This window comes from Cystobacter fuscus DSM 2262, assembly GCF_000335475.2.
In the GTDB taxonomy this organism is placed as follows: Bacteria; Myxococcota; Myxococcia; order Myxococcales; family Myxococcaceae; genus Cystobacter; species Cystobacter fuscus.
In genome coordinates, this window is the sequence record NZ_ANAH02000066.1 from 294558 (window position 1) to 321189 (window position 26632).

General features: G+C 68.3%; 26 protein-coding genes and 2 tRNA genes. 19 read left to right on the forward strand and 9 right to left on the reverse strand.

Annotated elements, in window-relative coordinates; all coding sequences use genetic code 11:
- The first annotated feature begins 139 nt into the window (after positions 1-139).
- The 5 genes from sdhA to ndk all read left to right on the forward strand — a co-directional run bounded on the left by sdhA (position 140) and on the right by ndk (position 5653).
- Positions 140-2020 carry a succinate dehydrogenase flavoprotein subunit gene (gene sdhA / locus D187_RS41810; RefSeq protein ID WP_002625310.1) on the forward strand — a complete coding sequence of 627 codons (1881 nt, stop codon included), beginning with the start codon at positions 140-142 and terminating at the stop codon, positions 2018-2020.
- Between the two features lie 16 nt (positions 2021-2036).
- On the forward strand, positions 2037-2870 hold the full coding sequence (gene sdhB / locus D187_RS41815) for a succinate dehydrogenase iron-sulfur subunit (protein WP_002625309.1): 834 nt from the start codon (positions 2037-2039) through the stop codon (positions 2868-2870).
- Between the two features lie 212 nt (positions 2871-3082).
- Positions 3083-4243: an ADP-forming succinate--CoA ligase subunit beta gene (sucC, locus tag D187_RS41820; RefSeq protein WP_002625308.1), complete on the forward strand. Its 1161-nt coding sequence runs from the start codon at positions 3083-3085 to the stop codon at positions 4241-4243.
- Between the two features lie 24 nt (positions 4244-4267).
- Positions 4268-5170, forward strand: coding sequence for a succinate--CoA ligase subunit alpha (sucD, locus tag D187_RS41825; protein ID WP_002625307.1), 903 nt, complete (start codon positions 4268-4270; stop codon positions 5168-5170).
- Between the two features lie 39 nt (positions 5171-5209).
- The gene (gene ndk / locus D187_RS41830; protein WP_002625306.1) at positions 5210-5653 is read left to right on the forward strand and encodes a nucleoside-diphosphate kinase; all 444 of its coding nucleotides are present in this window, start codon (positions 5210-5212) and stop codon (positions 5651-5653) included.
- 82 nt (positions 5654-5735) lie between these two features.
- Here ndk and D187_RS41835 read toward each other — a convergent pair whose 3' ends face one another.
- Genes D187_RS41835 through D187_RS53315 form a run of 3 tightly spaced genes read right to left on the reverse strand, consistent with a single transcriptional unit; the run spans position 5736 to position 7266 of the window.
- Positions 5736-6458, reverse strand: coding sequence for a dienelactone hydrolase family protein (locus tag D187_RS41835; protein WP_002625305.1), 723 nt, complete (start codon positions 6456-6458; stop codon positions 5736-5738).
- On the reverse strand, positions 6455-6928 hold the full coding sequence (locus D187_RS41840) for a DUF4265 domain-containing protein (RefSeq protein WP_051256771.1): 474 nt from the start codon (positions 6926-6928) through the stop codon (positions 6455-6457). Before D187_RS41840 ends, D187_RS41835 begins: the two co-directional genes overlap by 4 nt.
- Positions 6925-7266, reverse strand: coding sequence for an HNH endonuclease (locus tag D187_RS53315; RefSeq protein WP_076606328.1), 342 nt, complete (start codon positions 7264-7266; stop codon positions 6925-6927). The genes D187_RS41840 and D187_RS53315 overlap by 4 nt, the downstream gene beginning before the upstream one ends.
- Before the next feature lie 333 nt (positions 7267-7599).
- Between D187_RS53315 and rlmN the strand changes: the two genes are divergently transcribed.
- The 9 genes from rlmN (at position 7600) to rsmI (ending at position 14521) form a co-directional block, all read left to right on the forward strand.
- Entirely contained in the window at positions 7600-8763 is a 1164-nt protein-coding gene (rlmN, locus tag D187_RS41850; RefSeq protein WP_002625302.1) for a dual-specificity RNA methyltransferase RlmN, read from the forward strand.
- 88 nt (positions 8764-8851) lie between these two features.
- Positions 8852-9115: a 30S ribosomal protein S16 gene (gene rpsP, locus D187_RS41855; protein ID WP_002625301.1), complete on the forward strand. Its 264-nt coding sequence runs from the start codon at positions 8852-8854 to the stop codon at positions 9113-9115.
- A 25-nt stretch (positions 9116-9140) separates the two neighbouring features.
- Positions 9141-9422: a KH domain-containing protein gene (locus tag D187_RS41860; RefSeq protein WP_002625300.1), complete on the forward strand. Its 282-nt coding sequence runs from the start codon at positions 9141-9143 to the stop codon at positions 9420-9422.
- 20 nt (positions 9423-9442) lie between these two features.
- Entirely contained in the window at positions 9443-9964 is a 522-nt protein-coding gene (rimM, locus tag D187_RS41865; RefSeq protein WP_043434515.1) for a ribosome maturation factor RimM, read from the forward strand.
- Positions 9964-10698: a tRNA (guanosine(37)-N1)-methyltransferase TrmD gene (gene trmD, locus D187_RS41870; protein WP_002625298.1), complete on the forward strand. Its 735-nt coding sequence runs from the start codon at positions 9964-9966 to the stop codon at positions 10696-10698. Before rimM ends, trmD begins: the two co-directional genes overlap by 1 nt.
- A gap of 122 nt (positions 10699-10820) precedes the next feature.
- On the forward strand, positions 10821-11213 hold the full coding sequence (rplS, locus tag D187_RS41875; RefSeq protein WP_002625297.1) for a 50S ribosomal protein L19: 393 nt from the start codon (positions 10821-10823) through the stop codon (positions 11211-11213).
- Positions 11214-11311: 98 nt separating this feature from the next.
- Positions 11312-13258 (forward strand): ATP-binding protein, encoded by a 1947-nt coding sequence (locus D187_RS41880; protein WP_002625296.1) that lies wholly within the window; start codon positions 11312-11314, stop codon positions 13256-13258.
- A gap of 40 nt (positions 13259-13298) precedes the next feature.
- The gene (locus tag D187_RS41885; protein WP_002625295.1) at positions 13299-13682 is read left to right on the forward strand and encodes a YraN family protein; all 384 of its coding nucleotides are present in this window, start codon (positions 13299-13301) and stop codon (positions 13680-13682) included.
- 8 nt (positions 13683-13690) lie between these two features.
- Positions 13691-14521: a 16S rRNA (cytidine(1402)-2'-O)-methyltransferase gene (gene rsmI / locus D187_RS41890; RefSeq protein WP_002625294.1), complete on the forward strand. Its 831-nt coding sequence runs from the start codon at positions 13691-13693 to the stop codon at positions 14519-14521.
- Between the two features lie 12 nt (positions 14522-14533).
- Here rsmI and D187_RS41895 read toward each other — a convergent pair whose 3' ends face one another.
- The 3 genes from D187_RS41895 to D187_RS41905 form a co-directional block, all read right to left on the reverse strand.
- Entirely contained in the window at positions 14534-15703 is a 1170-nt protein-coding gene (locus tag D187_RS41895) for a hypothetical protein (RefSeq protein ID WP_002625293.1), read from the reverse strand.
- A 118-nt stretch (positions 15704-15821) separates the two neighbouring features.
- On the reverse strand, positions 15822-16847 hold the full coding sequence (locus D187_RS41900; protein ID WP_002625292.1) for a M23 family metallopeptidase: 1026 nt from the start codon (positions 16845-16847) through the stop codon (positions 15822-15824).
- A gap of 178 nt (positions 16848-17025) precedes the next feature.
- Positions 17026-18438, reverse strand: a complete 1413-nt coding sequence (locus tag D187_RS41905) for a sigma-54-dependent transcriptional regulator (RefSeq protein ID WP_043434239.1) — start codon at positions 18436-18438, stop codon at positions 17026-17028.
- Between the two features lie 144 nt (positions 18439-18582).
- Between D187_RS41905 and murJ the strand changes: the two genes are divergently transcribed.
- The 4 genes from murJ (at position 18583) to D187_RS41925 (ending at position 22902) form a co-directional block, all read left to right on the forward strand.
- Positions 18583-20286 carry a murein biosynthesis integral membrane protein MurJ gene (murJ, locus tag D187_RS41910; protein ID WP_002625290.1) on the forward strand — a complete coding sequence of 568 codons (1704 nt, stop codon included), beginning with the start codon at positions 18583-18585 and terminating at the stop codon, positions 20284-20286.
- 250 nt (positions 20287-20536) lie between these two features.
- Positions 20537-22555 carry a S1 RNA-binding domain-containing protein gene (locus tag D187_RS41915; RefSeq protein WP_002625289.1) on the forward strand — a complete coding sequence of 673 codons (2019 nt, stop codon included), beginning with the start codon at positions 20537-20539 and terminating at the stop codon, positions 22553-22555.
- Positions 22556-22666: 111 nt separating this feature from the next.
- Positions 22667-22740, forward strand: a tRNA-Met gene (locus D187_RS41920).
- Between the two features lie 88 nt (positions 22741-22828).
- Positions 22829-22902, forward strand: a tRNA-Met gene (locus D187_RS41925).
- Between the two features lie 57 nt (positions 22903-22959).
- Here the strand turns inward: D187_RS41925 and D187_RS41930 are convergent.
- The 3 genes from D187_RS41930 to argC all read right to left on the reverse strand — a co-directional run bounded on the left by D187_RS41930 (position 22960) and on the right by argC (position 25368).
- Positions 22960-23661 (reverse strand): 2OG-Fe(II) oxygenase, encoded by a 702-nt coding sequence (locus D187_RS41930; RefSeq protein WP_002625288.1) that lies wholly within the window; start codon positions 23659-23661, stop codon positions 22960-22962.
- 107 nt (positions 23662-23768) lie between these two features.
- Positions 23769-24188 (reverse strand): thiol-disulfide oxidoreductase DCC family protein, encoded by a 420-nt coding sequence (locus tag D187_RS41935; protein WP_002625287.1) that lies wholly within the window; start codon positions 24186-24188, stop codon positions 23769-23771.
- A 91-nt stretch (positions 24189-24279) separates the two neighbouring features.
- Complete coding sequence (argC, locus tag D187_RS41940; protein WP_438356977.1) at positions 24280-25368, reverse strand: N-acetyl-gamma-glutamyl-phosphate reductase; 1089 nt, start codon at positions 25366-25368, stop codon at positions 24280-24282.
- Here argC and D187_RS41945 point away from each other — a divergent pair.
- The gene (locus D187_RS41945; RefSeq protein WP_002625285.1) at positions 25322-26569 is read left to right on the forward strand and encodes an IS3 family transposase; all 1248 of its coding nucleotides are present in this window, start codon (positions 25322-25324) and stop codon (positions 26567-26569) included. The genes argC and D187_RS41945 overlap by 47 nt on opposite strands.
- Positions 26570-26632 lie beyond the last annotated feature (63 nt).

Genomic DNA, 26632 nt, shown 5'->3' on the forward strand with positions numbered 1-26632 from the left:
TTTGCGGCTTGCTGAATCCACCAGTTAACTTGCCGTAGCACTGCACCGAGAGGTCCGGTTTGCCGTGCCCGTGAAGACGGGCGGCGGCGCCGGCGCGTGACCCGGCGACGGGCTCTCGGGGACACCAAGGAGACGCAGCATGGCAGCAGCAGCGCGATTCACGGTGGTGGGCGGCGGACTCGCCGGGCTGATGACCACCATCAAGCTGGCCGAAGCGGGGCATCAGGTCGACATCCTGTCGCTCGTGCCGGTCAAGCGTTCCCACTCGGTGTGCGCCCAGGGAGGCATCAACGGCGCGGTGAACACGAAGGGGGAGGGTGACAGCCCGGACATCCACGTGAAGGACACGCTGCGCGGCGGAGACTTCCTCGCCGAGCAGGTCTCCGTGAAGGGCATGTGCTACGCGGCCCCCGGCATCATCTACCTGCTGGATCGCATGGGGGTGACGTTCAACCGCACGCCCGAGGGTCTGCTCGACTTCCGCCGCTTCGGCGGCACGCTTCACCACCGCACCGCCTTCGCGGGCGCCACCACCGGCCAGCAGTTGCTCTACGCGCTGGACGAGCAGGTGCGCCGCTGGGAGTCCGAGGGCCGCGTCACCAAGTACGAGCACTGGGAGTGGCTCGGCACGGTGAAGGACGGCACGGGCCGGTGCATCGGCAGCGTGGCCATGGACCTGCGCACCAACGAGATCCGCACCTTCCCCGCCGAGGCCGTGTGCCTGGCCACGGGTGGCCCGGGCATCGTGTTCGGCCGCTCCACCAACTCCATCATCAACACGGGCACCGCCGCGGGCCGTGCGTACATGGAGGGGGCCATCTACGCCAACGGCGAGTTCATCCAGGTGCACCCCACCTCCATCCCGGGTGAGGACAAGCTGCGCCTGATGAGCGAGTCGGTGCGTGGCGAGGGCGGCCGCGTGTGGGTGCCGCGCAAGAAGGGCGACGTGCGCGATCCCCGGCAGATCCCCGAGAGCGATCGCTTCTACTTCCTCGAGGAGAAGTACCCCAAGTACAAGAACCTCGTGCCGCGCGACGTGGCCACGCGCGAGATCTTCACCGTGTGCCGCGAGCTGGGCCTGGGCATCGGCGGCCGCGACGCCGTGTTCCTGGACGTCACGCACATCCCCGCGGCCAAGCTCACCGAGAAGCTCGGCGGCGTGATGGAGATCTACGAGAAGTTCGTGGGCGATGACCCGCGCCACGTGCCCATGCAGATCTTCCCGGGCATGCACTACTCGATGGGCGGCCTGCACGTGTCCTTCGAGGCGGACTCGAAGACGCAGACGCCGCTGGTGGGCAGCCCCATCAACCACACCACGCGCATCCCCGGCCTGTACGCCGCGGGCGAGGCCGAGTACGCCTACCACGGCGCCAACCGCCTGGGCGCCAACTCGCTCCTGTCCTGCATCTACGCCGGCATGCTCAGCGGCCCGGCCATGGCGTCGTTCGCCAAGAACAACACCAAGAGCGCCACCGACGCGGACCTGCAGAAGCACTTCGCCGAGGCGAAGAAGTTCTGGGAGGAGCGCTTCGCCTCCATCAAGAAGATGGACGGCAAGGAGAACGCGTACGGGCTCACCAAGGAGCTCGGCGACATCATGACGGAGAACGTCACCGTCGTGCGCTACAACGACCGGCTGCAGAAGACGCTGGATCGGATCCGCGAGTTCAAGGATCGCTGGAAGAACATCAACGCGCTGGACACGGGCAACGTGGCCAACCGCAGCATCTCCTACGCCAACCAGCTCTGGAACATGTTCGAGCTGGCCGAGGTCATCACCAAGAGCGCGCTGATGCGCGACGAGAGCCGCGGCGCCCACTACAAGCCGGACTTCTCGCTGCCCGAGCCCGCCTCGAAGGACCCCACGCAGGACGCCAACTGGATGGGGCTGTGGAAGAAGCGCCACGAGAAGTGGGCCAAGGCGACGCTCGCGTCCTATTCGCCCGAGTCGCCGCAGATCAGCTACGAGGACATCCCCACGCCCGTGCTCGACCCCGAGCCGCGCTGGTACGCCTGAGCAGAGAGGGAACGACATGGACCACGCGACCACGACGCAAGCGCCTGTCAGCAACACGACCAAGCACGTCACCTTCCGCATCTGGCGCCAGGACGGTCCGGATCAGCAGGGGCACTACGACGAGTTCCGCATCGCCTACCGCCCGGGAGCCAACGTCGTCTCCTGTCTCATGGAGATCCAGCGCAACCCCGTCACCACCGACGGGCGCAAGGTGGCCCCGGTCATCTGGGACGCCGCGTGCCTGGAAGAGGTGTGCGGCAGCTGCGCCATGAACATCAACGGCCGGGTGCGCATGGCGTGCTCCGCGCTCATCGATCGCGTCATCGGCAATGGGGAAGCCACCATCACCCTGGAGCCGATGAAGAAGTTCCCCGTCACGCGCGACCTGTCGGTGAACCGCGATCGCATGTTCGAGGCGCTCAAGCGCGTCAAGGGGTGGATCCCCATCGACGGCACCCACAACCTGGGCCCCGGTCCGCGCCAGTCTCCGGCGGATCACTCGGTGATGTACAAGCTGTCCACGTGCATCACGTGCGGCAGCTGCCTCGAGGCGTGCCCGCAGGTGACGATCGACAACGACTTCATGGGCGCCGCCGCCATCAGCCAGGCGCGGCTCTTCAACATGAACCCCACGGGCAAGATGAACTCCGAGGAGCGCGTGCGCGGGCTCATGGGCCCCGGCGGCATCCAGGACTGCGGCAAGGCACAGAACTGCGTGAAGGTGTGCCCCAAGGAGATCCCGCTCACCACCTCCATCGCGGTGATGAACCGCGAGGTGACCAAGCAGATCATCAAGGACATCTTCTTCAATCAGGAAGGCGACAAGAAGGCGACGGGCGGTCCGGGCTAGCGCCCACGTGTCAGCTCGCCGTACTTTTTCCGAGGCTCCGAGTCTGGCGTGAATTCGCCGGGCCGGAGCCTCGGTCTTTTCCCGTCCGCCAGGGCAGGGCCCTTGACACTCGGGCCTTGCCAAGCGGGCCATTCTGCGCGAGAGAGGCAGCCGTCCCGGGGGGCTGGCTCCCGGAGGCCAGTCTCGCGTTACCCGCATCACCCGGAGCTTCGATGAAGATCCACGAGTACCAGGGCAAGGAACTCTTCCGGAAGTATGGGGTCCCCACGCCGCGAGGCATCCTCGCGAACACTCCCGACGAGGCCGAGAAGGCCGCGAAGGAGTTGGGCACCTCGGTGGTCGTCGTGAAGGCCCAGATTCACGCGGGCGGCCGTGGCAAGGGCGGCGGCGTGAAGCTGGCCAAGAGCCCCGCCGAGGCCAAGCAGCTCGCCCAGCAGATGATCGGCATGATGCTCAAGACGATCCAGACCGGGCCCGAGGGCCAGAAGGTCAACAAGGTCTACATCGAGGAAGGTCTGGCCATCGGTCAGGAGCTCTACCTCGGCGTGACGCTGGATCGCGCCACCTCGCGCATCACCTTCATGGCCTCGCGCGAGGGCGGTGTGGAGATCGAGGAAGTGGCCGCGCACAGCCCGGAGAAGATCCTCCGCGAGGCGGTGGACCCGGTGGCGGGCTTCCAGGACTTCCAGGGCCGCAAGCTGGCCTTCGGCCTGGGCCTGTCGGGTCCCACGGTGAACAAGTTCGTGCAGTTCTGCTCCGCGCTCTACCGCATGTTCATCGAGACGGACGCGTCGCTGGTGGAGATCAACCCGCTGGTCATCACCAAGGATGGCGGCGTGGTGGCGCTCGACGCGAAGGTGGACTTCGAGGAGAACGCGCTCTACCGGCACAAGGATCTGCTCGCCTACCGTGACCTCGCGGAGGAGGAGCCGCGCGAGACCCAGGCCAAGGAGTGGGACCTGGCCTACATCGCGCTGGATGGCAACATCGGCTGCATGGTGAACGGCGCGGGTCTGGCCATGGCCACCATGGACACCATCAAGCTGGTGGGCGGCAACCCGGCCAACTTCCTCGACGTGGGCGGTGGCGCGAGCAAGGAGAAGGTGACGGCGGCCTTCAAGCTCATCCTGGCCGATCCGCAGGTCAAGGCGGTGCTCGTCAACATCTTCGGCGGCATCATGAAGTGCGACATCATCGCCGAGGGCATCATCGCCGCGGCGAAGGAAGTGCAGCTGAAGATCCCGCTCGTGGTCCGGCTCGAGGGCACCAACGTGCAGCAGGGCAAGGACTTGTTGAGCAACTCCGGCCTCGCCATCACCCCCGCCGACAACCTCCGCCAGGCCGCCGAGAAGGCCGTCGCGGCGGTGAAGTAGTTCCAGGCAGAGAAAGGTCAAGCCATGAGCATCCTCGTCAACAACGACACGAAGGTCCTCTGCCAGGGCATCACCGGCTCGGCGGGCTCGTTCCACTCCAAGCAGATGCTGGAGTACGGCACCAAGCTGGTCGGCGGCGTGACGCCGGGCAAGGGCGGCACCGACTTCGAGGGCAAGGTCCCCGTGTTCAACACGGTGGCCGACGCGGTGAAGCAGACCGGGGCGAACACCTCGGTCATCTTCGTGCCGCCCCCCTTCGCCGCGGACTCCATCATGGAGGCGGCCGACGCGGGCATCTCCCTCATCATCACCATCACCGAGGGCATCCCCGTCAACGACATGGTGAAGGCCAAGCGCTACCTGCAGGGCAAGCCGGGCGTGCGCCTCATCGGTCCCAACTGCCCCGGCGTCATCACCCCGGGCGCCAAGTGCAAGATCGGCATCATGCCGGGTCACATCCACAAGCCGGGCCGCATCGGCGTGGTGTCGCGCTCGGGCACGCTGACGTACGAGGCCGTGTACCAGCTCACCCAGCTGGGCCTGGGCCAGTCCACCGCGGTGGGCATCGGCGGCGACCCGGTCAACGGCACGGACTTCGTGGACGTGCTCAAGCTCTTCAATGACGACCCGGAGACGGACGCGGTCATCATGATCGGCGAGATCGGCGGCAACGCCGAGGAGGCCGGTGCCGAGTACGTGGCGCGCGAGTTCAAGAAGCCCATCGCGGGCTTCATCGCCGGCCAGTCGGCTCCTCCGGGCAAGCGCATGGGCCACGCGGGCGCCATCATCTCCGGCGGCAAGGGCACGGCGTCCGAGAAGATCAAGGCCATGGAGGCCGCGGGCTTCCTCATGGCCGCCAGCCCCGCCGAGCTGGGCACCACGCTGCAGGAGGCCATCAAGCGCGGTCCTCCGAAGAAGAGCCGCTAGTTCCCCATTTCTTCCACGTCACAACGAGGAGCCAAGACCATGGCCATCGAGCGTACGCTGTCCATCATCAAGCCCGACGGGCTTCAGAAGGGCGTCATCGGCAAGATCATCTCCCGCTTCGAGGAGAAGGGTCTCAAGCCGGTCGCCATCCGTCTGCAGCACCTGTCGCAGGCGCAGGCCGAGGGGTTCTACGCCGTCCACAAGGCGCGCCCCTTCTTCAAGGACCTGGTGAGCTTCATGATCTCCGGCCCCGTCGTCCTGATGGTGCTCGAGGGTGAGAACGCCGTCGCGGGCAACCGTGATCTCATGGGCGCCACCAACCCGGCCAACGCGGCCCCCGGCACCATCCGCCGCGACTTCGCCACCAGCATCGACCAGAACACGGTGCACGGCTCGGACAGCCTGGAGAACGCGAAGAACGAGATCGCGTACTTCTTCCGCGAGACCGAGATCCACGGCTACGAGTACTCCGGCAAGAAGTAGTCCCGACGGGCCTCGGTAAGAGGCCCGGTGGACTCGAGGCCCGGCTCCCGCGCGCGGTTCGCGGGGGCCGGGCCTTCGTCTTTCAGGAGAAGAAGACCTCGGCGAGGAAGGGCGCGAGCGACGTCCACGCGCGGCGCGAGGCCTTCTCACTGTACAGGATGCCCGAGGCGGGATCATTGGCGAACGGCGCCATGAAGGCGTGCATGGTCCCGCCGTACGCGTGCACCTGCCAGTCCGCCTTGCACCGGGTGAGCTCGCGGCCCAGGGCCACCACGTCCTCGGGCAGTGCCATGGGATCGTCCCACCCGTGGAAGACCATGACCTTGGCCTTGATCTCCGTCTCCGCGAGATCATCGGGGCGGCCCAGCAGGCCATGGAAGCTCGCCACGCCTCGTACGTCCGCGCCCGTGCGCGCCAGGTCCAGCACGCACAGCCCCCCGAAGCAGAACCCGATCGCGGCCACCCGGGTGGCATCCACCTCGGACAGGCTCCGGACGGTCTCGACGGTCTTCAAGATGCGGTCGCGCAGCGTTGCCCGGTCGGCAACCAGGGGCGTCATGAGCGCCCGACACTCGTCGGGTGTCGTGCCCCTCAGGCCCTTGCCGTAGAGATCACAGGCGAAGCCCGCATATCCCCAATCGGTGAGCTTCTTCGCGAAGTCGAGCTGCGCCTCGCTGCGGCCTTCCCACCCGTGGAAGACCAGCACCGCGGGCCGCTTGCCCTCGCGGCCGCTGTCGAAGGCCAGCACGCCCTCGAAGGCCTTGTCGCCGTGGGTGTATTCGACTGCTCGGGTGTCGAGGCTCATGATGGATCCCTTCTGGATTCCTCGTCCTCTCGCTTTGGTTCAATGAAGCCCAGACACGCTTCCTGGTACTCGAACTGCCCGGCACGTTCACCCTGTTCTAGGAACGCCTTGATGGCTTCGTAGGGCACGTCGGGAGGAACATCCACTGCCACCAATCGAGGCAGGTCGCTCACTTCCGAGGCGCAGCCCCGTTGACGGAGGGCCGCTCGGACCGGTTCAACATCCTCCTGCCTCGAAAACCAGAGCTGAATGGTGCTATGCCCGCCAGGGCGTACCAGCTCGGAGTACCAGAGAACTCCACTCGCGTCTGGCTGGGCCGAGACGGTATCTCCCGCGGCGAGCCCCGTGACGTAAAATGGGATGTTGTCGATTTCATACCCATCATCCCGTTGGATGACCCACATGGTCTCGGTCTCGCCCACGCCATCAGAATTCTCGAACGGGAAGCGGAGTTTCAGTCTCTCAGTCATGGCGCCTTGTTTGATTTTTCGAGATTGCACTCCCGGCACAACACCTGCCCATTTTCAGGTGTCCCTTCGCCGCCTTTGCTTTTCGGGATGACATGATCGCGCTCGCGCTGGTTGGTGGGGGGCGACACACCGCTCTGGCTCTTTTGTCCAGGCACGACCTCGATCCCACAGTTCTCGCACTTGTTGATGCCATCGTTCTTCGTGGCGTTCGCCGCGTCGATCTTCTTCTTTCCGGCGGGGGTAAAGGCTTTCCCCGTGCGGGAGTCACCTGCACCTCCTTTCGTGGCCTTGCTCGCGAAGGAGGAGGGGTCGCTGGCCGCTGACCCCAGCTGGGTCAATTGACCCCCGTGGACTGAGGGCTCCAGGTTCACCGCGGACGTGAGTGGGGCATCCAGCGGTGAACGTGGGGCCGACTGGATGCAGGAGCTTCCAGCCTGGGCGGATGACGGGACGACCAGGGACAGGAGCGTGACCGTGAGTAGCAGGCAAGCGGTGCTGAAACGGCCTTGAGGAAGGGGCATGGGACTGCTCCAGGAACCGGGGGGGGGCACAAGGGGCGCCTGGAGTACTCTCTTCCAAACCGTCCGGGGCGGGGAAGGGGACGAGCCCTCCTTTGACTCCACCGGCCTGGTTGTGGGAAGTGGCTCCTACACCTCTCCGTTGGAACCATGATGACGCCGACAGAGCCCGCCAGCGCCACCGTCGACACCGCCGCCCCGCCCGTGCCCGCGCCCACCCCGGCCGCCACGCCGCGCACGGAGGTCTCCAGCCTTACCCTGGAGGGGCTCACCCGCTTCCTCACCGAGCAGCTCGGCGAGCGCGCCTTCCGCGCCGGCCAGCTCTACCGGTGGATCCACCAGCGCGGCGCCACCTCGTTCGACGAGATGACGGACCTGTCCAAGGCCCTGCGCGAGAAGCTCAAGGCCCATGCGGAGATCGTCCCCCTGGTCAAGGACGCCGAGCAGCGCTCGGTGGACGGCACCATCAAGTACCGCTGGAAGACCCGGGACGGCCGCTACATCGAGTCCGTCTACATGCCCTCGGAGGACCGCAAGACGCTGTGCGTGTCCACCCAGGTGGGCTGCGCCATGGCGTGCACCTTCTGCATGACGGGCACGCTCGGCCTCAAGCGCAACCTCACCCCGGGGGAGATCGTCGCCCAGGTGCACGCGGTCAACCGCGAGGTGCGCAAGAACGAGGGCCTGGAGACCCTGCGCCCGCTCTCCAACCTGGTCTTCATGGGCATGGGCGAGCCCCTGCACAACTTCGAGAACCTCAAGACGTCGCTCGCCATCCTCCAGTCCCAGGACGGGCCCAACTTCAGCCACCGCCACATCACCGTGTCCACCGTGGGCCTCGTGCCGATGATCGAGCGCTTCGGGCAGGAGACGGACGTGAAGCTCGCCATCTCCCTCAACGCGAGCACCGACGAGCAGCGCTCCAAGACGATGCCCGTCAACCGCAAGTGGAACATCGCCGCGCTGCTCGACGCCTGCCGCAAGTTCCCCCTGCGCCAGGGCCGCCGCATCACCTTCGAGTACGTGCTCCTGCGCGACTTCAACGACTCGGACGAGGACGCCGCGCGCCTCATCCAGCTGCTCGACGGCATCCCCGCCAAGGTCAACCTCATCCCCTACAACGAGAACCCCGGCCTGGGCTTCCAGACGACCATGGACGAGCGCGCCGAGCGCTTCCGGGAACTGCTCTGCGCGGGGCACGTGGCGGCCTTCATCCGCCAGAATCGGGGCCGGGACATCGCCGGCGCCTGTGGCCAGCTGGCCAATCGGGGAGGGGAGAGCCCCTCGGAAACACCGCAAAGCCCCGAGCTTCCTTGACAATCCGCTCGTGGGGGCGTTAAGAGCGCCCCCCTCCAAGCTGATCACCTTCTTGTCTCACCTTCAGATTTCACCTGGAGCATCAGAAATGGCCGTTGTCCTCCGTCTCGCCCGCGCGGGCGCCAAGAAGAAGCCGTACTACCACGTGGTGGCCACCGACTCCCGCAACCCCCGGGACGGCAAGTTCATCGAGGCCGTGGGCGCCTACGATCCGAACCAGAACCCGGCCAAGGTGGAGTTCGACGCGGATCGTCTGGAGTACTGGCTCAAGAGCGGCGCGCTGCCCTCCGAGACCGTTGGCGAGCTCATCAAGCGCCACAAGCGCACCGCCGCCGCCACCCCCGCTTCCTAGTCCCTGCCGGGGCTGAGTCGACAGCGTGGAGCAACTCATCCTCTATTTGGTACGGGCCCTGGTCGATCACCCCGATCAGGTCGGCCTGCGCGCGTCCGAGGTGGACGGGGCCCAGCTCTATGAGCTGAAGGTCTCCCCCGAGGACGTGGGCAAGGTCATCGGCCGTGACGGGCGCACCGTGGGCGCCCTCCGGACGCTGCTCGGCGCCGCGGGCCAGAAGCAGGGCCAGAAGGTCCGCCTGGAAATCCAGGACGACCGGCGCCCGCCCCAGACCCCGTCCTCCGCCACCCCTCCCGAGGGACAGTGACCCTCAAGCCTCATCTCGAGATGGGCTACGTGTCCCGGGCCCATGGGCTCAAGGGCGAGGTGGCCGTGCGCCCCTTCGATCCCGCCTCCGAGTCGCTCGATTACGTCGAGCGCGTGCTCGTGCGCACCCGCGCGGGCCAGGAGCGGCTCTTGCGCATCGAGTCCGTGCGGCCCACTCCCAAGGAGACCCTCGTGGTCTTCGAGCAGGTGGAGCGACGCGAGGACGCCGAGGCCCTGGTGGGCGCCACCGTGCTCGTCTTCCGCGAGGACCTCGAGCCTCCCGAGGAGGACGAGTACTTCCAGGGCGACCTGGTGGGCCTCACCGCGGTGGACGAGGCCGGCAACGTGCTCGGCCGCGTGGAGGAGCTCTGGGACACCGGGGAAGTGCCCAACCTGGTGATCCGCGCCGAGGGCCGTGAGGAGCTCGTCGTGCCCTTCGCCGACGACTTCGTCTCCACCGTGGACATCCCGGGTGGACGGCTCGTGGTGAAGCCTCCGGAGTTCCTGGAGGTGGGTGGAGGCGGGCCGGAAGAGGAGGCGTGATGTACCCCGTGGAGGTGCTCACCCTCTTTCCCGACAGCGTCCTGGGCTACCTGGGCGCGAGCATCCTCGGCAAGGCGCGCGAGAAGGGCCTGGTGGGCGTCACCGTCACGCCCATCCGCGACTACGCCGAGGGCAAGCACCGTGTCACCGACGACGCCCCCTACGGCGGCGGCGCGGGCATGGTGATGAAGCCCGAGCCCCTGGTGGCCGCGCTCGAGGCCGCCCGGAGCCGCGCTCCCGCGGGCGCCAAGGCCCTGCTGATGAGTCCTCGGGGCCCGACGTTCACCCAGGCCCGGGCGCGCGAGCTCGCCCGAGAGCCAGGGCTGATCCTCGTGTGCGGCCGCTACGAGGGGGTGGACGAGCGCGTGATGCCCTTCCTGGATGGGGAGGTGTCGCTCGGCGACTTCATCCTCACCGGGGGCGAGGTGGCCGCCCTGGCCGTGGTGGACGCCGTGGCGCGGCTGTTGCCGGGGGTGCTCGGCAACGAGTCCTCCAGCGTCACCGAGAGCTTCGAGGAGAACCTCCTCGAGCATCCGCACTACACCCGGCCTCCCTCCTTCCGGGGCGCCGAGGTGCCCGCCGTCCTCCAGTGTGGAGATCACGCCCGAATTGCCCGGTGGCGGCGCTGGCACGCGCTGCGGCTCACCCAGGAGAGGCGGCCGGATCTGTTCGCTCGCCTGGAGCTGGGCAAGGCGGACGTGAAGCTGTTGCAGAAGAAAGAGGAGGAGTTGTAGTCCTTCCGCTGGTTTCCAGAGCCGGGTGGTGCTTTGCGGGCTTGTCCGCCCCCCGGCTCTCTGGTAGGACGGCCCGCTCTCAAGTTTTCGTACCGCCAGTCCAAGCTTTTCTGGAGTGAGTCATGCGTCGCAGCGCTATCGAGTACGTGGAGGCCAAGAACCTCCGTCAGGACGTCACCGCTTTCCAAACGGGTGACTCGGTTCGAGTTCACTGGAAGATCAAGGAAGGCGACAAGGAGCGCGTGCAGGCCTTCGAGGGTCTCGTGATCCGCAAGACGCGGGGCTACAACCGCGCCACCTTCACCGTGCGCAAGGTGTCCTTCGGCGTGGGCGTGGAGCGCATCTTCCCGGTGCACAGCCCCCGCTACGAGAAGATCGAGGTCCTCACCCGCGGTCACGTCAACCGCAACCGCCTCTTCTACATCCGCAACCTCAAGGGCAAGGCCTCCCGCGTGGAGAGCCAGGAGGACGCGGAGATGCGCCGCGCCGCCAAGGCCCACCAGGCCAAGGCCTGAGTCGACTCCGGCCTGCTCGGCCGGTCTCTTTTCGGGGAGCGTCCTTTTTCAGGGACGCTCCCTTTTTTCATATCCGCACGCGCTAGAATGGGGGGCGCATGCACTTCGTTGAGCTCGCTGTTCAAAATGTCCGGGGATTTTCCCCCGCCGGCCGTTTCGCCCTGAAGACCGGGTACTTCGTGCTCAAGCCGCCTACGGTGGAGCCGAGTCCGCTGGCCGGATTGTCGCTCGCGCTGCTCTACGCGGACGGCCGCGGCGGGGACGCGGCCTTCTCCGCCTCCGCGCAGAAACCGGGGAAGGGCGCCTTGACGTTCGTGGGGCAGGACACGCTCACCTACCGCGTGCTGCGGGAGCTGGGCGGAGGGGGCACTCTGCACCGGCTCAACCCCACCACGAAGCAGCCCGAGCTCGTGACGCAGGACACCGGCGAGGCCAATCAGTTCCTGCGCGGCCAGGCGGGGCTGCCGCCGCGTACCACCTTCGAACAGCTCTTCACCCTCCAGGCCGCGCAGCTGCCCTCGCGTCGGCCCCGCTCCGGTGGACGCACGATGTCCACCCCGGGCATGCCCGTGGCCCGGTCGCTGTCCTCTCCGGGCATGCCCGCCGTGCGGATGGGTTCCTCGCCGGGCCTCGCCGCCGCGCAGTCGGTGCTGCCCGCCTCGGACATCCCCGCCGCGGAGGCCAGGCAGCGCGAGTTGGAGAAGGAGCTCGTGCTCTGCAAGGAGGTGGACAACCTCCAGTTCGAGGTGGACGGCCTCAACTCCCAGGTCTTCACCCTGGAGTCGAAGCTGCGCGGCACCGAGCCGCTCAAGGAGAAGCTGCGCGAGGCGGAGGCACTGTGGAACGCCGAGCCCACCCCCGAGTCCATGGGCCTGCCCGCGGACATCGTCGCGCGCGCCGAGCGCTATGGCCGCGTTCTCGCCCGGCGGGACGACGCGCTCGCGCGGTTGATGTCCGAGAAGGAGGTGGCCGACGAGGAGGCCGCGCGTCTGCCCGACGTGGAGCCCCTGGTGCGCAACCGCAACTTCTGGATCGCCGTGGGCGTGGGCGTGGCGTGCCTCATCGCCAGCTTCTTCGTGCCCAAGACGGTCCGCTACGTGGCGCTGTTGGACGTGCCCGCCTTCGGCTTCGCCGCCGTGCTCGCCCTGCGCTACGTGGAGGAGTTGCAGGACAAGGATCGCGTGGGGCGCCGGGGCGAGATGTTCGCCGTGCGCGAGAAGAAGATCGCCGAGGAGTTCGAGGCCGAGGCGGGCCCCGTGCGCAAGGCCATGGAGGTGTTCGACGTGGACACCCCCCAGGACATCCCCCCGCGCCTGCAGCGCCGTGAGCAGCTCGGCGCTACCGTGGCCGAGCTGCGCACGCAGCTCATCTCCCTGGAGAAGCACCCCGACTTCATCGACGCCGCAAACCAGCTGCCCATCATCCGCCAGCAGATCGAACTGCTCAACGCGCAGATCGAGCAGAAGGGCACCTTCGTGCGCGACCTGCGCGAGGTGGAGCGCGAGCTGAGCCGGGTCAAGGACTCCATCGCGCTCGCGCGCAATCCGCACCTGGCCGCGGGCGCCGTGCCGGGCCTGGAGACGGCCGCCCACGCTACGCAGGCCCTGGAGGATCCCTCGCCCCAGTTGCTGGGGCTCACCGGGGATCTGCTCGCCACGGACATCCAGGCCGTCATGGGGCTCGTCCGGGAGCGGTGCGTGCAGTACTTCAGCGCGCTCACCGATCGCCGCTACACCGGGGTGGAGTGGGACCGGGACGGACGCACCTCCGTGATCGGCGCCTCGGGCCGGCGCCTGCCGCTGGGCGAGCTGCCTCCGCGCGAGGTGGATCTCTTCTTCCTGAGCCTCCGGCTGACGTTGGTGGAGAAGGTGTCCGCCCGCGTGAAGCTGCCGCTCATCGTCGAGGACGCCTTCATCGGCGTGGACGAGTCCCGGCTGCCGTTGCTCGGCCGGATGCTCAAGCACCTGGGCACGCTCACGCAGGTGCTCCACGTCACGCCGCTCGCGGGCTTCCCGCAGTTGTCGGACGGGACTGTCAATCTGTAGTGCACGAGGCCCCAGGACGGGGCCGCCGGGGAGGGTGGGGATGGAGCGGGACGGGACGAGGGGCGAGCGCAAGCAGTACGGCGACGAGGGCGAGGAGACGGCGGTGCGCTTCCTGGAGACGCAGGGCTACCGGGTGCGGGCGCGCAACTACGCGTGCCGCCACGGAGAGCTGGACGTGGTGGCCGAACGCGGGGATACCGTGTGCTTCGTGGAGGTGCGGATGCGCTCCACGGCGGTGTGGGGAGACCCTTCCCACACGGTGTCCTTCGCCAAGCAGCGCAGGGTCGTGAAGGCGGCCATGCACTACCTGATGGCGCACGGCGTGCGCGATCGGGAGCTGCGCTTCGATGTCATCTCGGTGGTGGGCCGCGGCGAGCGCGCGACGGTGGAGCACCTGCCGGGCGCCTTCGACGCCGGCATGTGAGGCTGTCGATGTCGGGAACGCTCTATCTGGTGGCCACGCCCATCGGGAACCTGGGGGATGTGTCCTCGCGGGCGCTCGAGACGCTGCGGCAGGTGGCCTTCGTGGCCTGCGAGGACACGCGGCACTCGCGCGTGTTGTTGGAGCACTTCGGCATCGCCGCGGACACGGTGAGCCTGCCCGCCTTCGCCGAGGGCCAGCGCGCCGGCCGCATCCTGGATCGGCTGGTAGCCGGCGAGGACTGCGCGCTGGTGACGGACGCGGGCAGCCCCGGCATCAGCGACCCGGGCGAGAAGCTGGTGGCCGAGGCGCTCGAGCGCGGCGTGAAGGTGGTGCCCGTGCCCGGCCCCACGGCGCTGGTGGCGGCCTTGAGTGCCTCGGGCCTGCCCACCGGGCGCTTCCACTTCCTGGGCTTCCTGCCGCGCAAGGGCCCCGAGCGCCAGGCCATGCTGGAAGAGGTGGCCCCCCTGTCCGCGACCATCGCCCTCTACGAGTCGCCGCGCCGGCTGGCCGAGACGCTCTCTGACTTGCGCGACGCGCTGGGCGAGCGGCGCGCGGTGGTGGCGCGCGAGCTGACCAAGGTGCACGAGGAGTTCGCCCGCGGCACGCTCGGCTCGTTGGGCGAGCGCTACGCGGCCGAGGAGCCCCGGGGCGAGGTGGTGGTGTTGGTGGAGGGGCGCACCGGCGAGCACCGCTGGAGCGAGGAGGAGCTGCTGCGCGCGCTGGAGGCGGGGCTCGGCCGGGGCGACAAGCTCAAGCCCCTGAGCACCGAGCTGGCCCGCCGCGCCGGTTGGTCCGGTCAGGACGTGTACCGGCTCGGACTCGGGCTCAAGAAGCGCTGAGGTGCTTCTCTCTCAGAAGGTGAAGTTGATCGTCGCGTTGAAGCGCAGATCCCTGCTCCCGACAGCGTAGAAGCGCCCCCCGGGCTGATCCCAGGTGGGCTCGAAGTTGGGATTCCGGTCGTCAGCGGAGTCCGCCCGGCCATCGTCGTTCGCGTCCCGGCCCTCGGGCTCGGCCGTGAGGGCGTGGTCGGTGTTGTAGAGGAACGAGGCCGTGCCGCGGAACGAGATGTACTCGTTGAGCTGGAACGTCGCGCCGAGCTGTCCTCCCAGTTGGAGGTACTCCGAAGAGGAGAGCAGCTTGCCCAGCACACCGCTCAGCTCGTTGTAGTAGCGGCCCGCGGACACGAAGTTGGTCACGACGCGCGCGTCCAGCTTGAGCATGCGCGCGGACCGGCCTCCAACCTGGAACTCCGAGCCCATCGTCACGCCCACCACGTGCGGTGCCTGGATGCCGGTCTCTCCTCGGCTCCACCCGGGCTCGCCACAATTCTCTGGGGCGCCCATGCCCACGCCTGGGTTGTCGCAGTTGGAGTAGGCGAACGGGCCGCGGACCGGGATGGTGTAGGCCACCTTGAAGTAGGGCTCGGCCAGGCCGATCTTCCGCGAGAGCGCCGTGGACAGCGTGTACTTGTGCACCCGATCCCCGACCGTCGTGCGGTTGGTCGCCGCGGTGTCGAAGCTCGGATCGAACGCCGGAGCTGTGGGTGCCTCGTAGTCGAGGCGGGCCACCCACATGGGCTTCGTGTCGTCCTTGCGCTGATTGAAGATGGCCCATCCGAGCCCGAAACGCGCGTTACCTAGGCCCCAGCGGTACGCTCTGTTTTCGGCTTCGTTGGCCGGGGTGTTCCAATGCTCGTCCTGCAGGAGCACTAGCGGCAATCCGAAGGAGAACTCCACGTCCCGGGAGATACCCACCGCCAGGTCGAGGTTCAGCCGGGCCTCGTATCGCCCGTACGTCAACGCATCGCGGAGCACGGGCGTGGCTTTGCCGTCGGAAGTGGCGACGGACGTCTCGCGAACGATCCTCGAGTTGCGCTGGGCGTACTCGATGCCCGCGTCGATGAAGAGCCCGAAGGGATCATCATCCTCGAAGGAAGAAGCGACGCGGGTGATGTCCGCCGCCGAGGCGGCGAAGGGCACCCCCAGCGTCAGGACGGCGGCAACGGCGCGAAGCCTGGACATCCGACCTCCGTTAATCACACCCCCGGCAAGCACACCCAACCGCCTAACCCCCGGGAAATGTTGAGAAATTTCGGGGACGCTAGCCGCCGGGCACGGGGGTGTCAAGAAACGGATGCGGTCAATTGCCCGCGCCGCCCGAGCCGGCCATCGCCGTGGCCCCGAGCAGCCCGTCCTGCCGGCGCATCTCGGTCTCGAAGGAGGCGCGCTGGGACGCCGGGAGCGAGCGCCGGTAGGTGCGGTGGTTCTCGTAGGGGTCCAGGATGCGCTCGTCGGCGGCCTCGAGCTGGTAGTGCAGGTGGGGCGCGAAGGAGCGGCCGCTGTTGCCGCTGCGGCCCAGCACGCTGCCCACCGCGATGCGGTCTCCCACCTTGAGCGAGCGCGGCAGCTCGTCCATGTGCAGGAAGAGGGCGTGGCGGCGCTTGCCGCCCACCTCCTCGAGGTCGATGCAGTTGCCGTTGAAGCGGAAGCCCCAGTTCTTGCGCCGGACAATGCCGGTGAAGGGCGCCTTGATGGGCGTGCCCACGGGCGTCTTGAAGTCCACGCCCTTGTGCTTGCGGCCGTCGCGCAGGAGCGACGTCACCTGCTCGTAGTCGTCCAGGGGCGAATTCACCAGGCGCAGCTCCAGCTCCTCGCCGCTCGGCAGGTAGTAGCGGGCGTTCTTGTCGCTCGCGGCCTGGAAGCGGTAGGCGCGGTGCGTCTGGCCCGTCTTGCCGCTGGTGAAGCGCACCGCGTGCACGAGGGGCTCCTCGTTGGAGCGCACCTCATAGAGCACGTCCAGGGTGTCCCCGCGGCGGATGTCTCCCGGCACGTCCACCCACCACACCAACGTGCGCGTCACCACCTGGGCGAGCGCGGGGCCCACGGCGGCGCCGGCGGCCGCGACGACGGCCGTCTCCAACGGGCCCTCCACGCGGATGGCGGCGTGTGACAGCTCGCCGGGGACGGCGGGCACCGCGCCCCGGGGGGGGGTGGTGGGCACCGGCTCCACGGCGGTGGGCGCCAGGGGAGGCACGTCGGGGTTGGTTGAAGACGGAGTGGCGGCGAGCACCCCGGCCTTCGCGGGATCCTCGGACCCGGCCTTCTCGGGGGTGTTTCCAGCCTCGGCCGAGGGCGGCGAGGCGGGCCGGTGCTTCCACCACCACACGCCTCCGGTGCACAGACCCAGAAGCAATGAGAGACCTATCACCGGCCCCAGGGGGCTTTTCTTCGGTTGAGGTCCAAGGGTGGGAAGAGGCGGCCGCATTCAGGCTCCCATAGGGTGAGGGGGGGGGTGGCGCGGGGACCGGAACCGTTGGTGTCGCGGCGATATTTCGCCACGGGTCTCAGTCGTCGGCGCCGTCATGCCCATCTTGGGCGGTCGTGTCGCGCAGGCCAAATTCCTTCATCTTCGTTTGAAGGGACTTCCGGCTGATTTGCAGCAGTCGAGCCGCCCGGGTGACGTTGCCGCCCGTCTCCTCCAGGGCCTTGGTGATGAGATCCTTCTCCAACTCGGCCGCCTTCATGCGGACGATGTCCTTGAGGCCCCCCTCGCCCGGAGACGTCTCCGCGACAGCGGCCGGGGAGGCGAGCACTGGAGTGGAGGCATGGCGCACCGGCTCGGGCAGATCCTTCGCGGTGATGAGCGGCCCATCGGCGAAGAGCAGCACGCGCTCGATGAGGTTCTCCAGCTCGCGGATGTTGCCGGGCCAGTTGTAGGCCTGCAGCAGGGTGAGCGCGTCGTCGGCGATGCCCTCGATCTTCTTGTTGAGCTTGCGGTTGTACTTCTCCACGAAGTGCCCCGCGAGCATGTGGATGTCGCCCCGGCGCTCGCGCAGGGCGGGCAGGGTGACGGGCACCACCGCGAGCCGGTAGTACAAGTCCTTGCGGAAGCGTCCGGCCTCGATCTCCGCCTGCAGGTCGCGGTTGGTGGCGGCGATGAGGCGCACGTCCACGCGCGTCGTCTTGATGCCGCCCACGCGCTCGAACTCGCCCTCCTGGAGCGCGCGCAGGAGCTTCACCTGCATCTCCACGGGGATCTCGCCGATCTCGTCGAGGAAGAGCGTGCCCCCGTCGGCCAGCTCGAAGCGGCCGGGCTTGGAGGTGACGGCGCCGGTGAAGGCCCCGCGCTCGTAGCCGAAGAGCTCGGACTCCAGGAGGTTGTGGGGGATGGCGGCGCAGTTGATCTTGATGAACGGCTTGTCCCGGCGGCTGGAGGCACCATGCAGCGCGGAGGCGATGAGCTCCTTGCCCGTGCCGCTCTCGCCGGTGATGAGGACGGTGGAGGGGGTGTCCGCCACCTTGTCGATGATCTTGAAGACCTCCTGGAGCTGGGGCGACTGGCCGATGATGGCGGCGCGGGCCTTGGCGTCGGCGCGCACCGAGCGCTGGGCGACGACGTGGGCCTTGGCGGCCTTGGCGATGGCGGCCGACAGCTCGGATTGATCGAAGGGCTTGGTGACGTAGTCGAAGGCGCCCGCCTTGATGGCCTCGACGGCGGAGTCCACGGTGCCGTGCGCGGTGATGATGATGACGGGCACGTCGGGGTTGGCGGCGTTGACGGCGCGCAGGACCTCCATGCCGCCGGCCTTGGGCATGACGAGGTCGGTCACCACGATGTCGGCGCCGTTCTTGTGGAACTCGGCGAGGCCCTGCTCACCATCGGCCGCGACGGTGACGTCGAAGCCGTCCCGGCGCAGCATGGCGGCGAGCACCTTGCGGAGGTTCGTCTCGTCGTCGATGACCAATACTTTCGGCATGGGAGGTCGCGGCGCCGGGCCGGGGGGCCGACGCGAGGCGGTCGACCATCGCGGTCCGTTGGGGTGAGCGTCAAGGGAAACCCGGGGGAGCGAGGGAGTTCGGGCTTCAAGCCCGTGAAGGCGCCGACATAGAGTGCGCTCCCCTTGACCGTTCCCACTCCTGGCCCCGAAGCCCCCGTCTCCTCTCCCCCTCCTCGTCCCGCAGTACAGGGGCGTGCCACCAAGGGCAGCGGCGCGTTGTTCGTCGCCGCGGGCATCCTGGCCTCGAGGCTGGTGGGCCTGGTGCGCGAGCGTTTCTTCGCGCACTACCTGGGCAACGGAGTAGCGGCCGACGTGTTCAAGGCCGCGATGCGCATTCCCAACTTCCTGCAGAACCTCTTTGGCGAGGGGGTGCTGTCCGGCTCGTTCATCCCCGTGTACTCGGGGCTGTTGGGCAAGGGAGACGAGAAGGAGGCGGATCGGGTGGCGGGCGCGGTGTTCGGCTTGCTCGCGCTGGTCACGGGGGTGCTGGTGGCGCTGGGCCTGCTGGCCACGCCGCTGCTCGTGGACACCATCGCCCTGGGCTTCGAGGGAGAGGCGCGGCGGGTGACCATCCGGCTGGTGCGCATCCTCTTTCCCGGCACGGGCCTGCTGGTGATGTCCGCGTGGTGCCTGGGCGTGCTCAACAGCCACCGCAAGTTCCTCCTGTCCTATCTGGCGCCCGTGGTGTGGAACCTGGCCATCATCACCACGCTGGTGGGCGCGGGGATGAGCGAGCTGCCCGAGGAGTCCCTGGTGGTGGTGCTCTCCTACGGCGTGGTGGTGGGCTGCGCCCTGCAGTTCCTCGTGCAGGTGCCCTCGGTGCTCCGGGTGCTCGGGCACTTCCGGCCCCACCTGTCCACGGCGAGTGAGTCCGTGCGCCAGGTGCTGCGCAGCTTCAGCACGGTGGTGCTCAGCCGCGGCGTGGTGCAGATCAGCGCCTACGTCGACACGTCCTACGCCTCGCTCGTGGCCCCCCGGGCACTGTCCACGCTCACCTACGCGCAGACCCTCTACCTCATCCCGGTGAGCCTCTTCGGCATGGCGATCTCCGCGGCGGAGCTGCCGGAGATGTCCCGCGCGGCCGGGGCGGGCGAGGCCGTGGCGGACAAGGTGCGTGCGCGACTGGAGGCCGGAGCGCGCCGCGTCGCCTTCTTCGTGGTGCCCTCGGCGGCGGCGCTGCTCTTCATCGGGGACGTGGTGGCGGGAGCCCTCCTGCAGACGGGCCAGCTCACCGCCGCGGACACGCGCTACCTCTGGTACGTGCTGATGGGCTCCTCGGTGGGTCTCGTCGCCTCGGCACTCGGGCGCCTGTACGCCTCGACCTTCTATGCCCTCAAGGACACGCGCACGCCCCTGCGCTTCGCCACGTTGCGCGTGGTGCTGGGCGCCGCCCTGGCCTGGCTCCTGGCGCTGCGGCTGCCGGAGCTGCTCGGCCTGCCCACCCACCTGGGCACGGCCTTCCTCCCCCTGTCCGGAGGGTTGATGGCCTGGTTCGAGGCGCAGATGTTGCGGCGCTCGCTCGGCGCGAAGATTGGCCCCGTGCCCCCGCCCGCGGGGATGGCGAAGCTATGGGGGGCGGCGATCGCGGCGGGCCTGACGGGCCTGGGCATCAAGGTGGCGCTGACCCACCTGCTGGGGCCCTCCCCTCGGGCCCTGGCGGAGTGGGGAGGGAACGTCCTGCCTCCGCCCCACCTGCACCCGGTGCTCGTCTTCCCCCTGGTGGTGCTGCCCTTCGGCCTCGTCTACTTCGCCCTCACCAGCGCCCTGGGCGTCCCCGAGGCGAAGGCGGTGCTCCAGAGGGTGTTGCGGCGCAAACGAGCCGCCTAGGCCTCGCTCGGCTCGCCTGGAGCCCGGGGACGGGTGCGGAGCAGGCGGGCGGGCCCCTCGCGGCGCGCGGGGGGATGGACGTCGTGTCCGGCCGCGTTATGGGGGGATTCAAGGCCGGAGTGCGGAAGATGACCAGATGCGTCTTCCGTCCAGACACGGCGCGTGTGTAGAGTGCGCCGCCTTTTTCCCCCAGCGGGGGGGCATGGTCCCCCCACGCTGGATTTCGATTTCGTTCAGGAAGGTCCCCGCAGTGAGCGACGAGAAGAACGGTTCCGTGGGTTCTGGTGGCGGCGATGGGGCAGGGGGCTTTGGCCCCAAGAAGCCCAAGGCCACCTTTGGTGACGTGATGCTCGGCATTCCCGCGGGTCGTGGCGGCGAGCGCGAGGAGCGCGGTGGCCGCGGCGATAAGGACCGCCGTTCGGATCGCCCGCGTGGCGAGCGCGAGGCGGCTGCCCCCAAGCCCACGGGCGAGGCGGGAGGCAAGCCCCAGGGCGCGCCCCGCGAGGAGCGCCGTCCGCGCGGTGAGCGCGGGGGAGGCCGCGGGGGTGGCGGTGGCGAGCGCCAGTCCGGCCCCATGGTGGTGGTCAAGCGCGCCTCGGGCGCGGTGGAGACGCGCGGACCGGTGACCCCGGCCCCGGCGGCGTCGTCCGAGCCCACCGCCGAGACGGCTCCCGAGGCCTCGGCCGCTCCGGCGCCGGTGCCCGTGACGCCCAAGGCGCCCGTGGTGCCCGCGCCCTCCAGCGCGCTCTACGAGGAGGTCCCCGAGGACAAGTCCTTCGCGGAGATGTTCGAGGCGCAGCAGAAGGATGGCGGCATGCCGGGCCGGCGCGCGGTGCGCGTGGGCGAGAAGGTCTCCGGCACCATCTTCCAGCTCGGCGCGGACACGGCCTTCGTGACGCTGTCCAACGCCAAGAGCGAGGCGATGATCGAGCTGCGCGAGCTCAAGGACGACGAGGGCGTCCTGCGCTACGGCGTGGGCGACACCATCGAGGCGCACGTCATCGAGGCGGGCGCTCGGGGCATCCTGCTCAGCCGCGCGCTGGCCAAGGGCAGCGCCAACATGGCGATGCTCGCCGAGGCCCGCTCCTCCGGCATGCCCGTGGAGGGCATGGTGCTCAGCGTGAACAAGGGTGGCGTGGAGGTGGCGATCGGCGACGTGCGCGCCTTCTGCCCCATCAGCCAGCTGGACATCCGCTTCGTGGAGAAGCCGGACGCGTTCATCGGCGAGAAGCTCACCTTCCGCGTCACCGAGGTGCGCGACCGCAACGTGGTGCTCTCGCGCCGCTCGCTGCTCGAGGACGAGCAGAAGCAGCTGGCCGCCAAGACGCGCCAGACGCTGGAAGTGGGCAAGGTCGTCAAGGGCAAGGTCACCGGCGTGCGTGACTTCGGCGCCTTCGTGGACCTGGGCGGCGTGGAGGGGATGATTCCCGTCTCCGAGATGTCCTACATGCGCGTGGCCCACCCGAGCGACGTGGTGAAGCAGGGCGAGGAAGTGGAGGTGGAGATCCTCCGCATGGAGCCCGGCCAGCCCAACTCGCCGGACAAGTCCAAGCAGAAGGAGCGCATCACCCTCTCCATGCGCGCCCGCCAGGAGGATCCCTTCAAGACGGCGATCGCGGAGCTCAAGGAAGGCGACCGGCTGCAGGGCAAGGTGGTGCGGTTGCAGCCCTTCGGCGCCTTCGTGGAGCTGCGCCCGGGCGTGGACGGCCTCGTGCACATCTCCGCGCTGTCCGAGCGCCGCATCGCGCACCCGCGCGACGCGGTGAAGGAGGGCGAGGTCATCTGGGTGCAGGTGGAGAAGATCGACGCGAACGACAAGCGCATCGGTCTGCGCCGCATCTCCGAGGAGGAGGCCCAGCGCCCCGCCGAGGAGCGCCCCGTCGCCGCCGCCACCGAGGAGAAGAAGCCGGCCGAGCCCGCGGCGCCGCGCCCCAAGGTGGGCCAGGTGGTGGTGGGCAAGGTGGACCGCATCGAGCCCTACGGCGTGTTCCTCGCGTTCCCGGGCGGCAAGGGGCTCATCCCCGCCGCCGAGACGGGCACCGAGCGCGGCACGGACCTGCGCAAGAAGTTCTCGCTCGGCCAGGAGCTGAAGGTGGCCCTGGTGGACATCGACGCCTCCGGGAAGATCCGCCTGTCCATCACCGCCGCCGAGCGCGCCGAGGAGCGCGCCGAGGTCGAGGCCTGGACGAAGACCCAGCAGCCCGTGGGTGGCGGCAAGAAGGGGCTCGGTACGTTCGCCGACCTCTTCAAGCAGAAGCTGGGCAAGTAGTTCGTGCCCCGAGCGCTCGGGAGACACGCGGAATCCCAGACGTGTCTCCCGGCGTTCGATTAAAAGAGTTGACGGTCCAGGGGGAGGGCGGTACTAAGCCTCTCACTTCGCCGCGGGGTGGAGCAGCCTGGTAGCTCGTCGGGCTCATAACCCGAAGGTCGCAGGTTCAAATCCTGCCCCCGCAACTTGACAGGCCAGAGACCCTGTCGAAAAAAGGTGACAGGGTCTCTGGTGTCTGACAAAGAGAAGCGCAACAAAGGCAGCAAACGGTATCGCGGGGTGGAGCAGCCTGGTAGCTCGTCGGGCTCATAACCCGAAGGTCGCAGGTTCAAATCCTGCCCCCGCAACTCTGAAGACGAAGCCCCGTGGACGATGAGTCCACGGGGTTTTTTCTTTTCCGGGCCTCACGCTCCCCGGGCGCGGTGCTCCTCCAGGTACGCGGAGAAGCCCGCCTTGGATTGGATGCGGAACGCGGGCAGCCGAGCCAGTGCCTCGGGAGCGAACGCGTATTGCTCGCACACGAGGCTCGCCCGGAGCTCGCCCTCGGGGCCGCCGGTGAAGGGCTGGACCTCGTGCGTCAGGTCGCCCCGGAAGTGCACCAGCATGCCCGGCCGCGGGCGCACCCCGCCCAGCGCGAGCTGTCCCCGGGAGAGCACCAGCGCGCCTCCCTTCGCGCCCTCGGGCACGTTCAGGTAGAGCACGCTCACGTGCTCGGGCGTCGCTCCGGGCACGCCGCTGGGCTCCTGCAGGGTCGCGTCGATGTGCCGGCCCACACCCCGGCCCGCCTCGAGCAACAGCAGGTTCAGGTAGAAGGCATTGGGGCGGCGCCGCTCGGGCCTGGGGCCGAGCAGCCGCTCGCGCCACGGAAGGAGCCCTCGCCAGCTTCGGGGTTCCATCACCTGGGCCAGGTAGTCGCGCAGGAAGGGGAAGCGCTCCTCGAGCGTGGCCCGTCCCGTCTCCGTGAAGATGACGGCGAAGCCGCGGCTGCCCTGGAAGGTGCCCATCAGGGGACTTCTCGCCACGAAGCGCGAGGAGAGCAGGGCGCCGCGCAGGGACTCCAGCGCCTGTCCTGGCAGGACGCCGCGATGGGTGACGTACTCGCTCACCCCCGCGAGTCTACGCGGTTCGACTTCCGCCGACGCCACGAGAAGCCACCCGGCCCTTCAAGCCGCGCCTCCTCCTGCCGAGGGGGCATGGCTTCTCCTGGGGAACCTCATGGCTTGCCTCGTTTCAGGTGAATGGAGCACGTGCCGTCCGTGCAGGTCTTCCCCGCGATGCGGAAGCGATGGCGGGCGATGAGGCCGTAGAGCCAATCCGCCACCTGCCGCAGTCCAGGCACGTAGTAGACGTAGAGCAGCCTGCCGAGCCGTCCGCGCCCCAGCGCCCGCACCACGGCCTCGGCCCCTTCGAAGACCCGCCCGTCTGCCTGGACGAGCTGCATCTTCTGCTCGCACCGCTCGAGCGAGATGCCCGGGAACGCGGCCAGCACCCCCTCCTCCCGGAACGAGCGCAGCTCCGAGCCACCCCCTCCCAGCAAGCGCTCGAATTGCTTCGCGGCCCCGAGGCACAGACGGCAGTGCCCGTCGAACAGGATGACGTCATGCCCTGGGGGCGTCGTCGCCAGTTCCTTCATGGGTTTCCTCTTCCCCTTCTCGTTGATGACTTCGGGTACCAGTTCAAGGTGGGTGAGCCGGGGGCGCGCGTGCTCGCCGCGCCCCGCCGGCTCAGGGAAACAGGGGGGCCGCCTCGAGGCCCAGGGTTTCGGCCCATCCGAACATGCGATTCATGTTCTGGATGGCCTGTCCGCTCGAGCCCTTCACGAGATTGTCGATGGCGACAATGACGATGGCACGGCCGGGCACGCGATCCTCGAAGACGTTGAGCACACAGTGGTTCGAGCCGCGCACCATGCGAGTGCTCGGAGCCACGCCCACCGGCAACAGGTGGACGAAGGGTTCATCGGCGTAGCGCCGTTGCAAGACGGTGCGAAGGTCCGTGGCGGTGACACCCTTCATGAGCTCGACGGTGATCGTCTCGAGTTCGCCGCGGTTCATGGGGACCAGGTGTGGCGTGAAGCTGATCCGCACGGGCCGATGGACGCGGCGCGACAGTTCCTGCTCGATCTCGGGCATGTGGCGATGTCTGCCGACAGCGTAGGCGTGGGTGGCCTCGGCGAGTTCGGCGAACAGGTGGGTGTCTTTCAGGCCGCGGCCCGCGCCTGATACGCCCGAGAGCGCATGGATGGTGATCCGCTCTGTTCCGACCACGCCCGCCTCGACCAGTGGCAGCAGCGCGAGCAGGGCCGCGGTCGGGTAACAGCCAGGACAGGAGACCAACCGCGCATCGCGGAGGGCACCGCGCGCGAACTCGGTCAGTCCGTAGACGGCTTCATCCAGCAGGGTGGGGGCTGGATGGGCATTGCCGTACCACTCCGCGTAGACCGAGGCATCGCGCAGGCGGAAATCGGCGGACAGGTCGATGATGCGTGGACCGCGCACGCCACTCAGGATTCCGGCCGAGGCCGCGTGTGGCAGGCAGCCGAACACCGCGTCGATGCCGTCCCAAGGGATCTCTTCGGCACGCACCAGGGTGGGCAGCCTGGGATGAGGGAAGAAGTGCGGCCAGATGTCCGCCATCGTCTGTCCTGCCTTCGCGTTGGCGGACAGCGCGGTGATCTCCATCCGTGGGTGGCCCAGTGCCAGACGGACGAGATCCGCTCCGGTGTAGCCTGAAGCTCCGAGCACGGCGATTCGAATACGGTTGGTCATGTCATGCCCTGGCAAGGAGTTGAGTGACGTGCACGAGGTGAACATCGAGGAGGCTGGAGACAGGAAAAAAGCCGGAAGACGGCCGAGGCGGCGCTCCTCGTACGTAGAGCGCATTCAGCGACTCGAGCGCGAATTGAAACGGACCCAGAAGAAGCTGGCCGAGGCGGAAGCGCTCTTGTTGCTGAAGCGGTCCGGCACGGAGCTGGGGCGGCGGGGGCAATGGCACGGCAGGGAGGAGCGCCAGCGGATATTGCTCCGGGTGGACGGTTTGATCCGGACAGGTGTCCCCCTGAAAAGGATTGGCTCCTTGTTGGGCGTTTCCCTCCGCACCGTGCAGCGCTGGAGGGCCTCGCGAGAGGTTGGAGACCGGCGGCGAGGCGTGCGCAGCCCCGTCAACCGTCTCTCCGACTCGGAGCGAGAGAGACTCCTGGCGATCCTGCATTCCGAGGAGCATCGCGCGCTGTCTCCCCGGCAACTCGTTCCGAAGATGGCGGACGAGGGCCTCTATCTCGCGTCCGAATCCACGATGTACCGGCTTCTTCGAGCCGGACCCCGGTGGTCCCGTTGCGCTCACGGCGGTGATTCCACGGCCCCCGGACTCACGCCGCTCCTCATCAACGCGCCCAACCGGGCCTGGAGCTGGGACATCACCTATCTCAAGTGTCCCACACGGGGAGCCTATCTCTACCTCTACCTCATCATGGACGTCTTCAGCCGCCGGATCATGGGCTGGGAGATTCATGAGGTGGAGTCCACGCAACGCGCCGCGGCCTTCATCCGGCGCACCTGTGAAGCCAATACCATCGACCCCCGTGGGTTGATCCTCCACTCGGACAACGGAGGTCCCATGCGGGGCGCCATCACCCTCTCGACCCTGCGAGAGCTCGGCATCATCCCCTCCTACAGCCGCCCGCATGTTCATGACGACAACTCCTTCTCGGAGGCGCTGTTTCGAACCCTCAAGAATCACCCGGCTTTTCCCGAGCATCCATTCCGCTCGCCGCACGAAGCGCGTGCCTGGTTGGAGTGGTTCTCCTCCTGGTATAACCACCAGCACCGGCACAGCGCTCTCTGTTTCGTGACGCCAGAGGAGCGTTACTCCGGTCAAGACCATATCATCCTTTCGCGGCGGCGCACGTTATATGAATGTGCGCGCGGACTGCACCCCACGCGGTGGTCGGGACGTATTCGCGATTGGTTTCCCGTGGGTCCCGTGCTCCTGGGGGCCAGACCGAGCCTGGGGTGACAACCCGGTTGACACCTACCGTGCACGCTTCCTCCTGGGCACGGAGCGCCAGGGTCTCCGGGG

Bases quoted from the DNA above. Each gene is read 5' to 3' on its own strand.
- D187_RS41945 (WP_002625285.1), top strand. From the start codon at position 25,322: ATGTCATGCCCTGGCAAGGAGTTGAGTGACGTGCACGAGGTGAACATC.
- D187_RS41905 (WP_043434239.1), bottom strand. From the start codon at position 18,438: ATGCCGAAAGTATTGGTCATCGACGACGAGACGAACCTCCGCAAGGTG.
- D187_RS41835 (WP_002625305.1), bottom strand. From the start codon at position 6,458: ATGAGCCTCGACACCCGAGCAGTCGAATACACCCACGGCGACAAGGCC.
- rimM (WP_043434515.1), top strand. From the start codon at position 9,443: ATGGGCTACGTGTCCCGGGCCCATGGGCTCAAGGGCGAGGTGGCCGTG.
- D187_RS41840 (WP_051256771.1), bottom strand. From the start codon at position 6,928: ATGACTGAGAGACTGAAACTCCGCTTCCCGTTCGAGAATTCTGATGGC.
- D187_RS41895 (WP_002625293.1), bottom strand. From the start codon at position 15,703: ATGTCCAGGCTTCGCGCCGTTGCCGCCGTCCTGACGCTGGGGGTGCCC.
- trmD (WP_002625298.1), top strand. From the start codon at position 9,964: ATGTACCCCGTGGAGGTGCTCACCCTCTTTCCCGACAGCGTCCTGGGC.
- argC (WP_438356977.1), bottom strand. From the start codon at position 25,368: ATGTTCACCTCGTGCACGTCACTCAACTCCTTGCCAGGGCATGACATG.
- sdhB (WP_002625309.1), top strand. From the start codon at position 2,037: ATGGACCACGCGACCACGACGCAAGCGCCTGTCAGCAACACGACCAAG.
- D187_RS41885 (WP_002625295.1), top strand. From the start codon at position 13,299: ATGGAGCGGGACGGGACGAGGGGCGAGCGCAAGCAGTACGGCGACGAG.
- rlmN (WP_002625302.1), top strand. From the start codon at position 7,600: ATGACGCCGACAGAGCCCGCCAGCGCCACCGTCGACACCGCCGCCCCG.
- D187_RS41935 (WP_002625287.1), bottom strand. From the start codon at position 24,188: ATGAAGGAACTGGCGACGACGCCCCCAGGGCATGACGTCATCCTGTTC.
- sdhA (WP_002625310.1), top strand. From the start codon at position 140: ATGGCAGCAGCAGCGCGATTCACGGTGGTGGGCGGCGGACTCGCCGGG.
- rpsP (WP_002625301.1), top strand. From the start codon at position 8,852: ATGGCCGTTGTCCTCCGTCTCGCCCGCGCGGGCGCCAAGAAGAAGCCG.
- sucC (WP_002625308.1), top strand. From the start codon at position 3,083: ATGAAGATCCACGAGTACCAGGGCAAGGAACTCTTCCGGAAGTATGGG.
- rsmI (WP_002625294.1), top strand. From the start codon at position 13,691: ATGTCGGGAACGCTCTATCTGGTGGCCACGCCCATCGGGAACCTGGGG.
- rplS (WP_002625297.1), top strand. From the start codon at position 10,821: ATGCGTCGCAGCGCTATCGAGTACGTGGAGGCCAAGAACCTCCGTCAG.
- sucD (WP_002625307.1), top strand. From the start codon at position 4,268: ATGAGCATCCTCGTCAACAACGACACGAAGGTCCTCTGCCAGGGCATC.
- ndk (WP_002625306.1), top strand. From the start codon at position 5,210: ATGGCCATCGAGCGTACGCTGTCCATCATCAAGCCCGACGGGCTTCAG.
- D187_RS41880 (WP_002625296.1), top strand. From the start codon at position 11,312: ATGCACTTCGTTGAGCTCGCTGTTCAAAATGTCCGGGGATTTTCCCCC.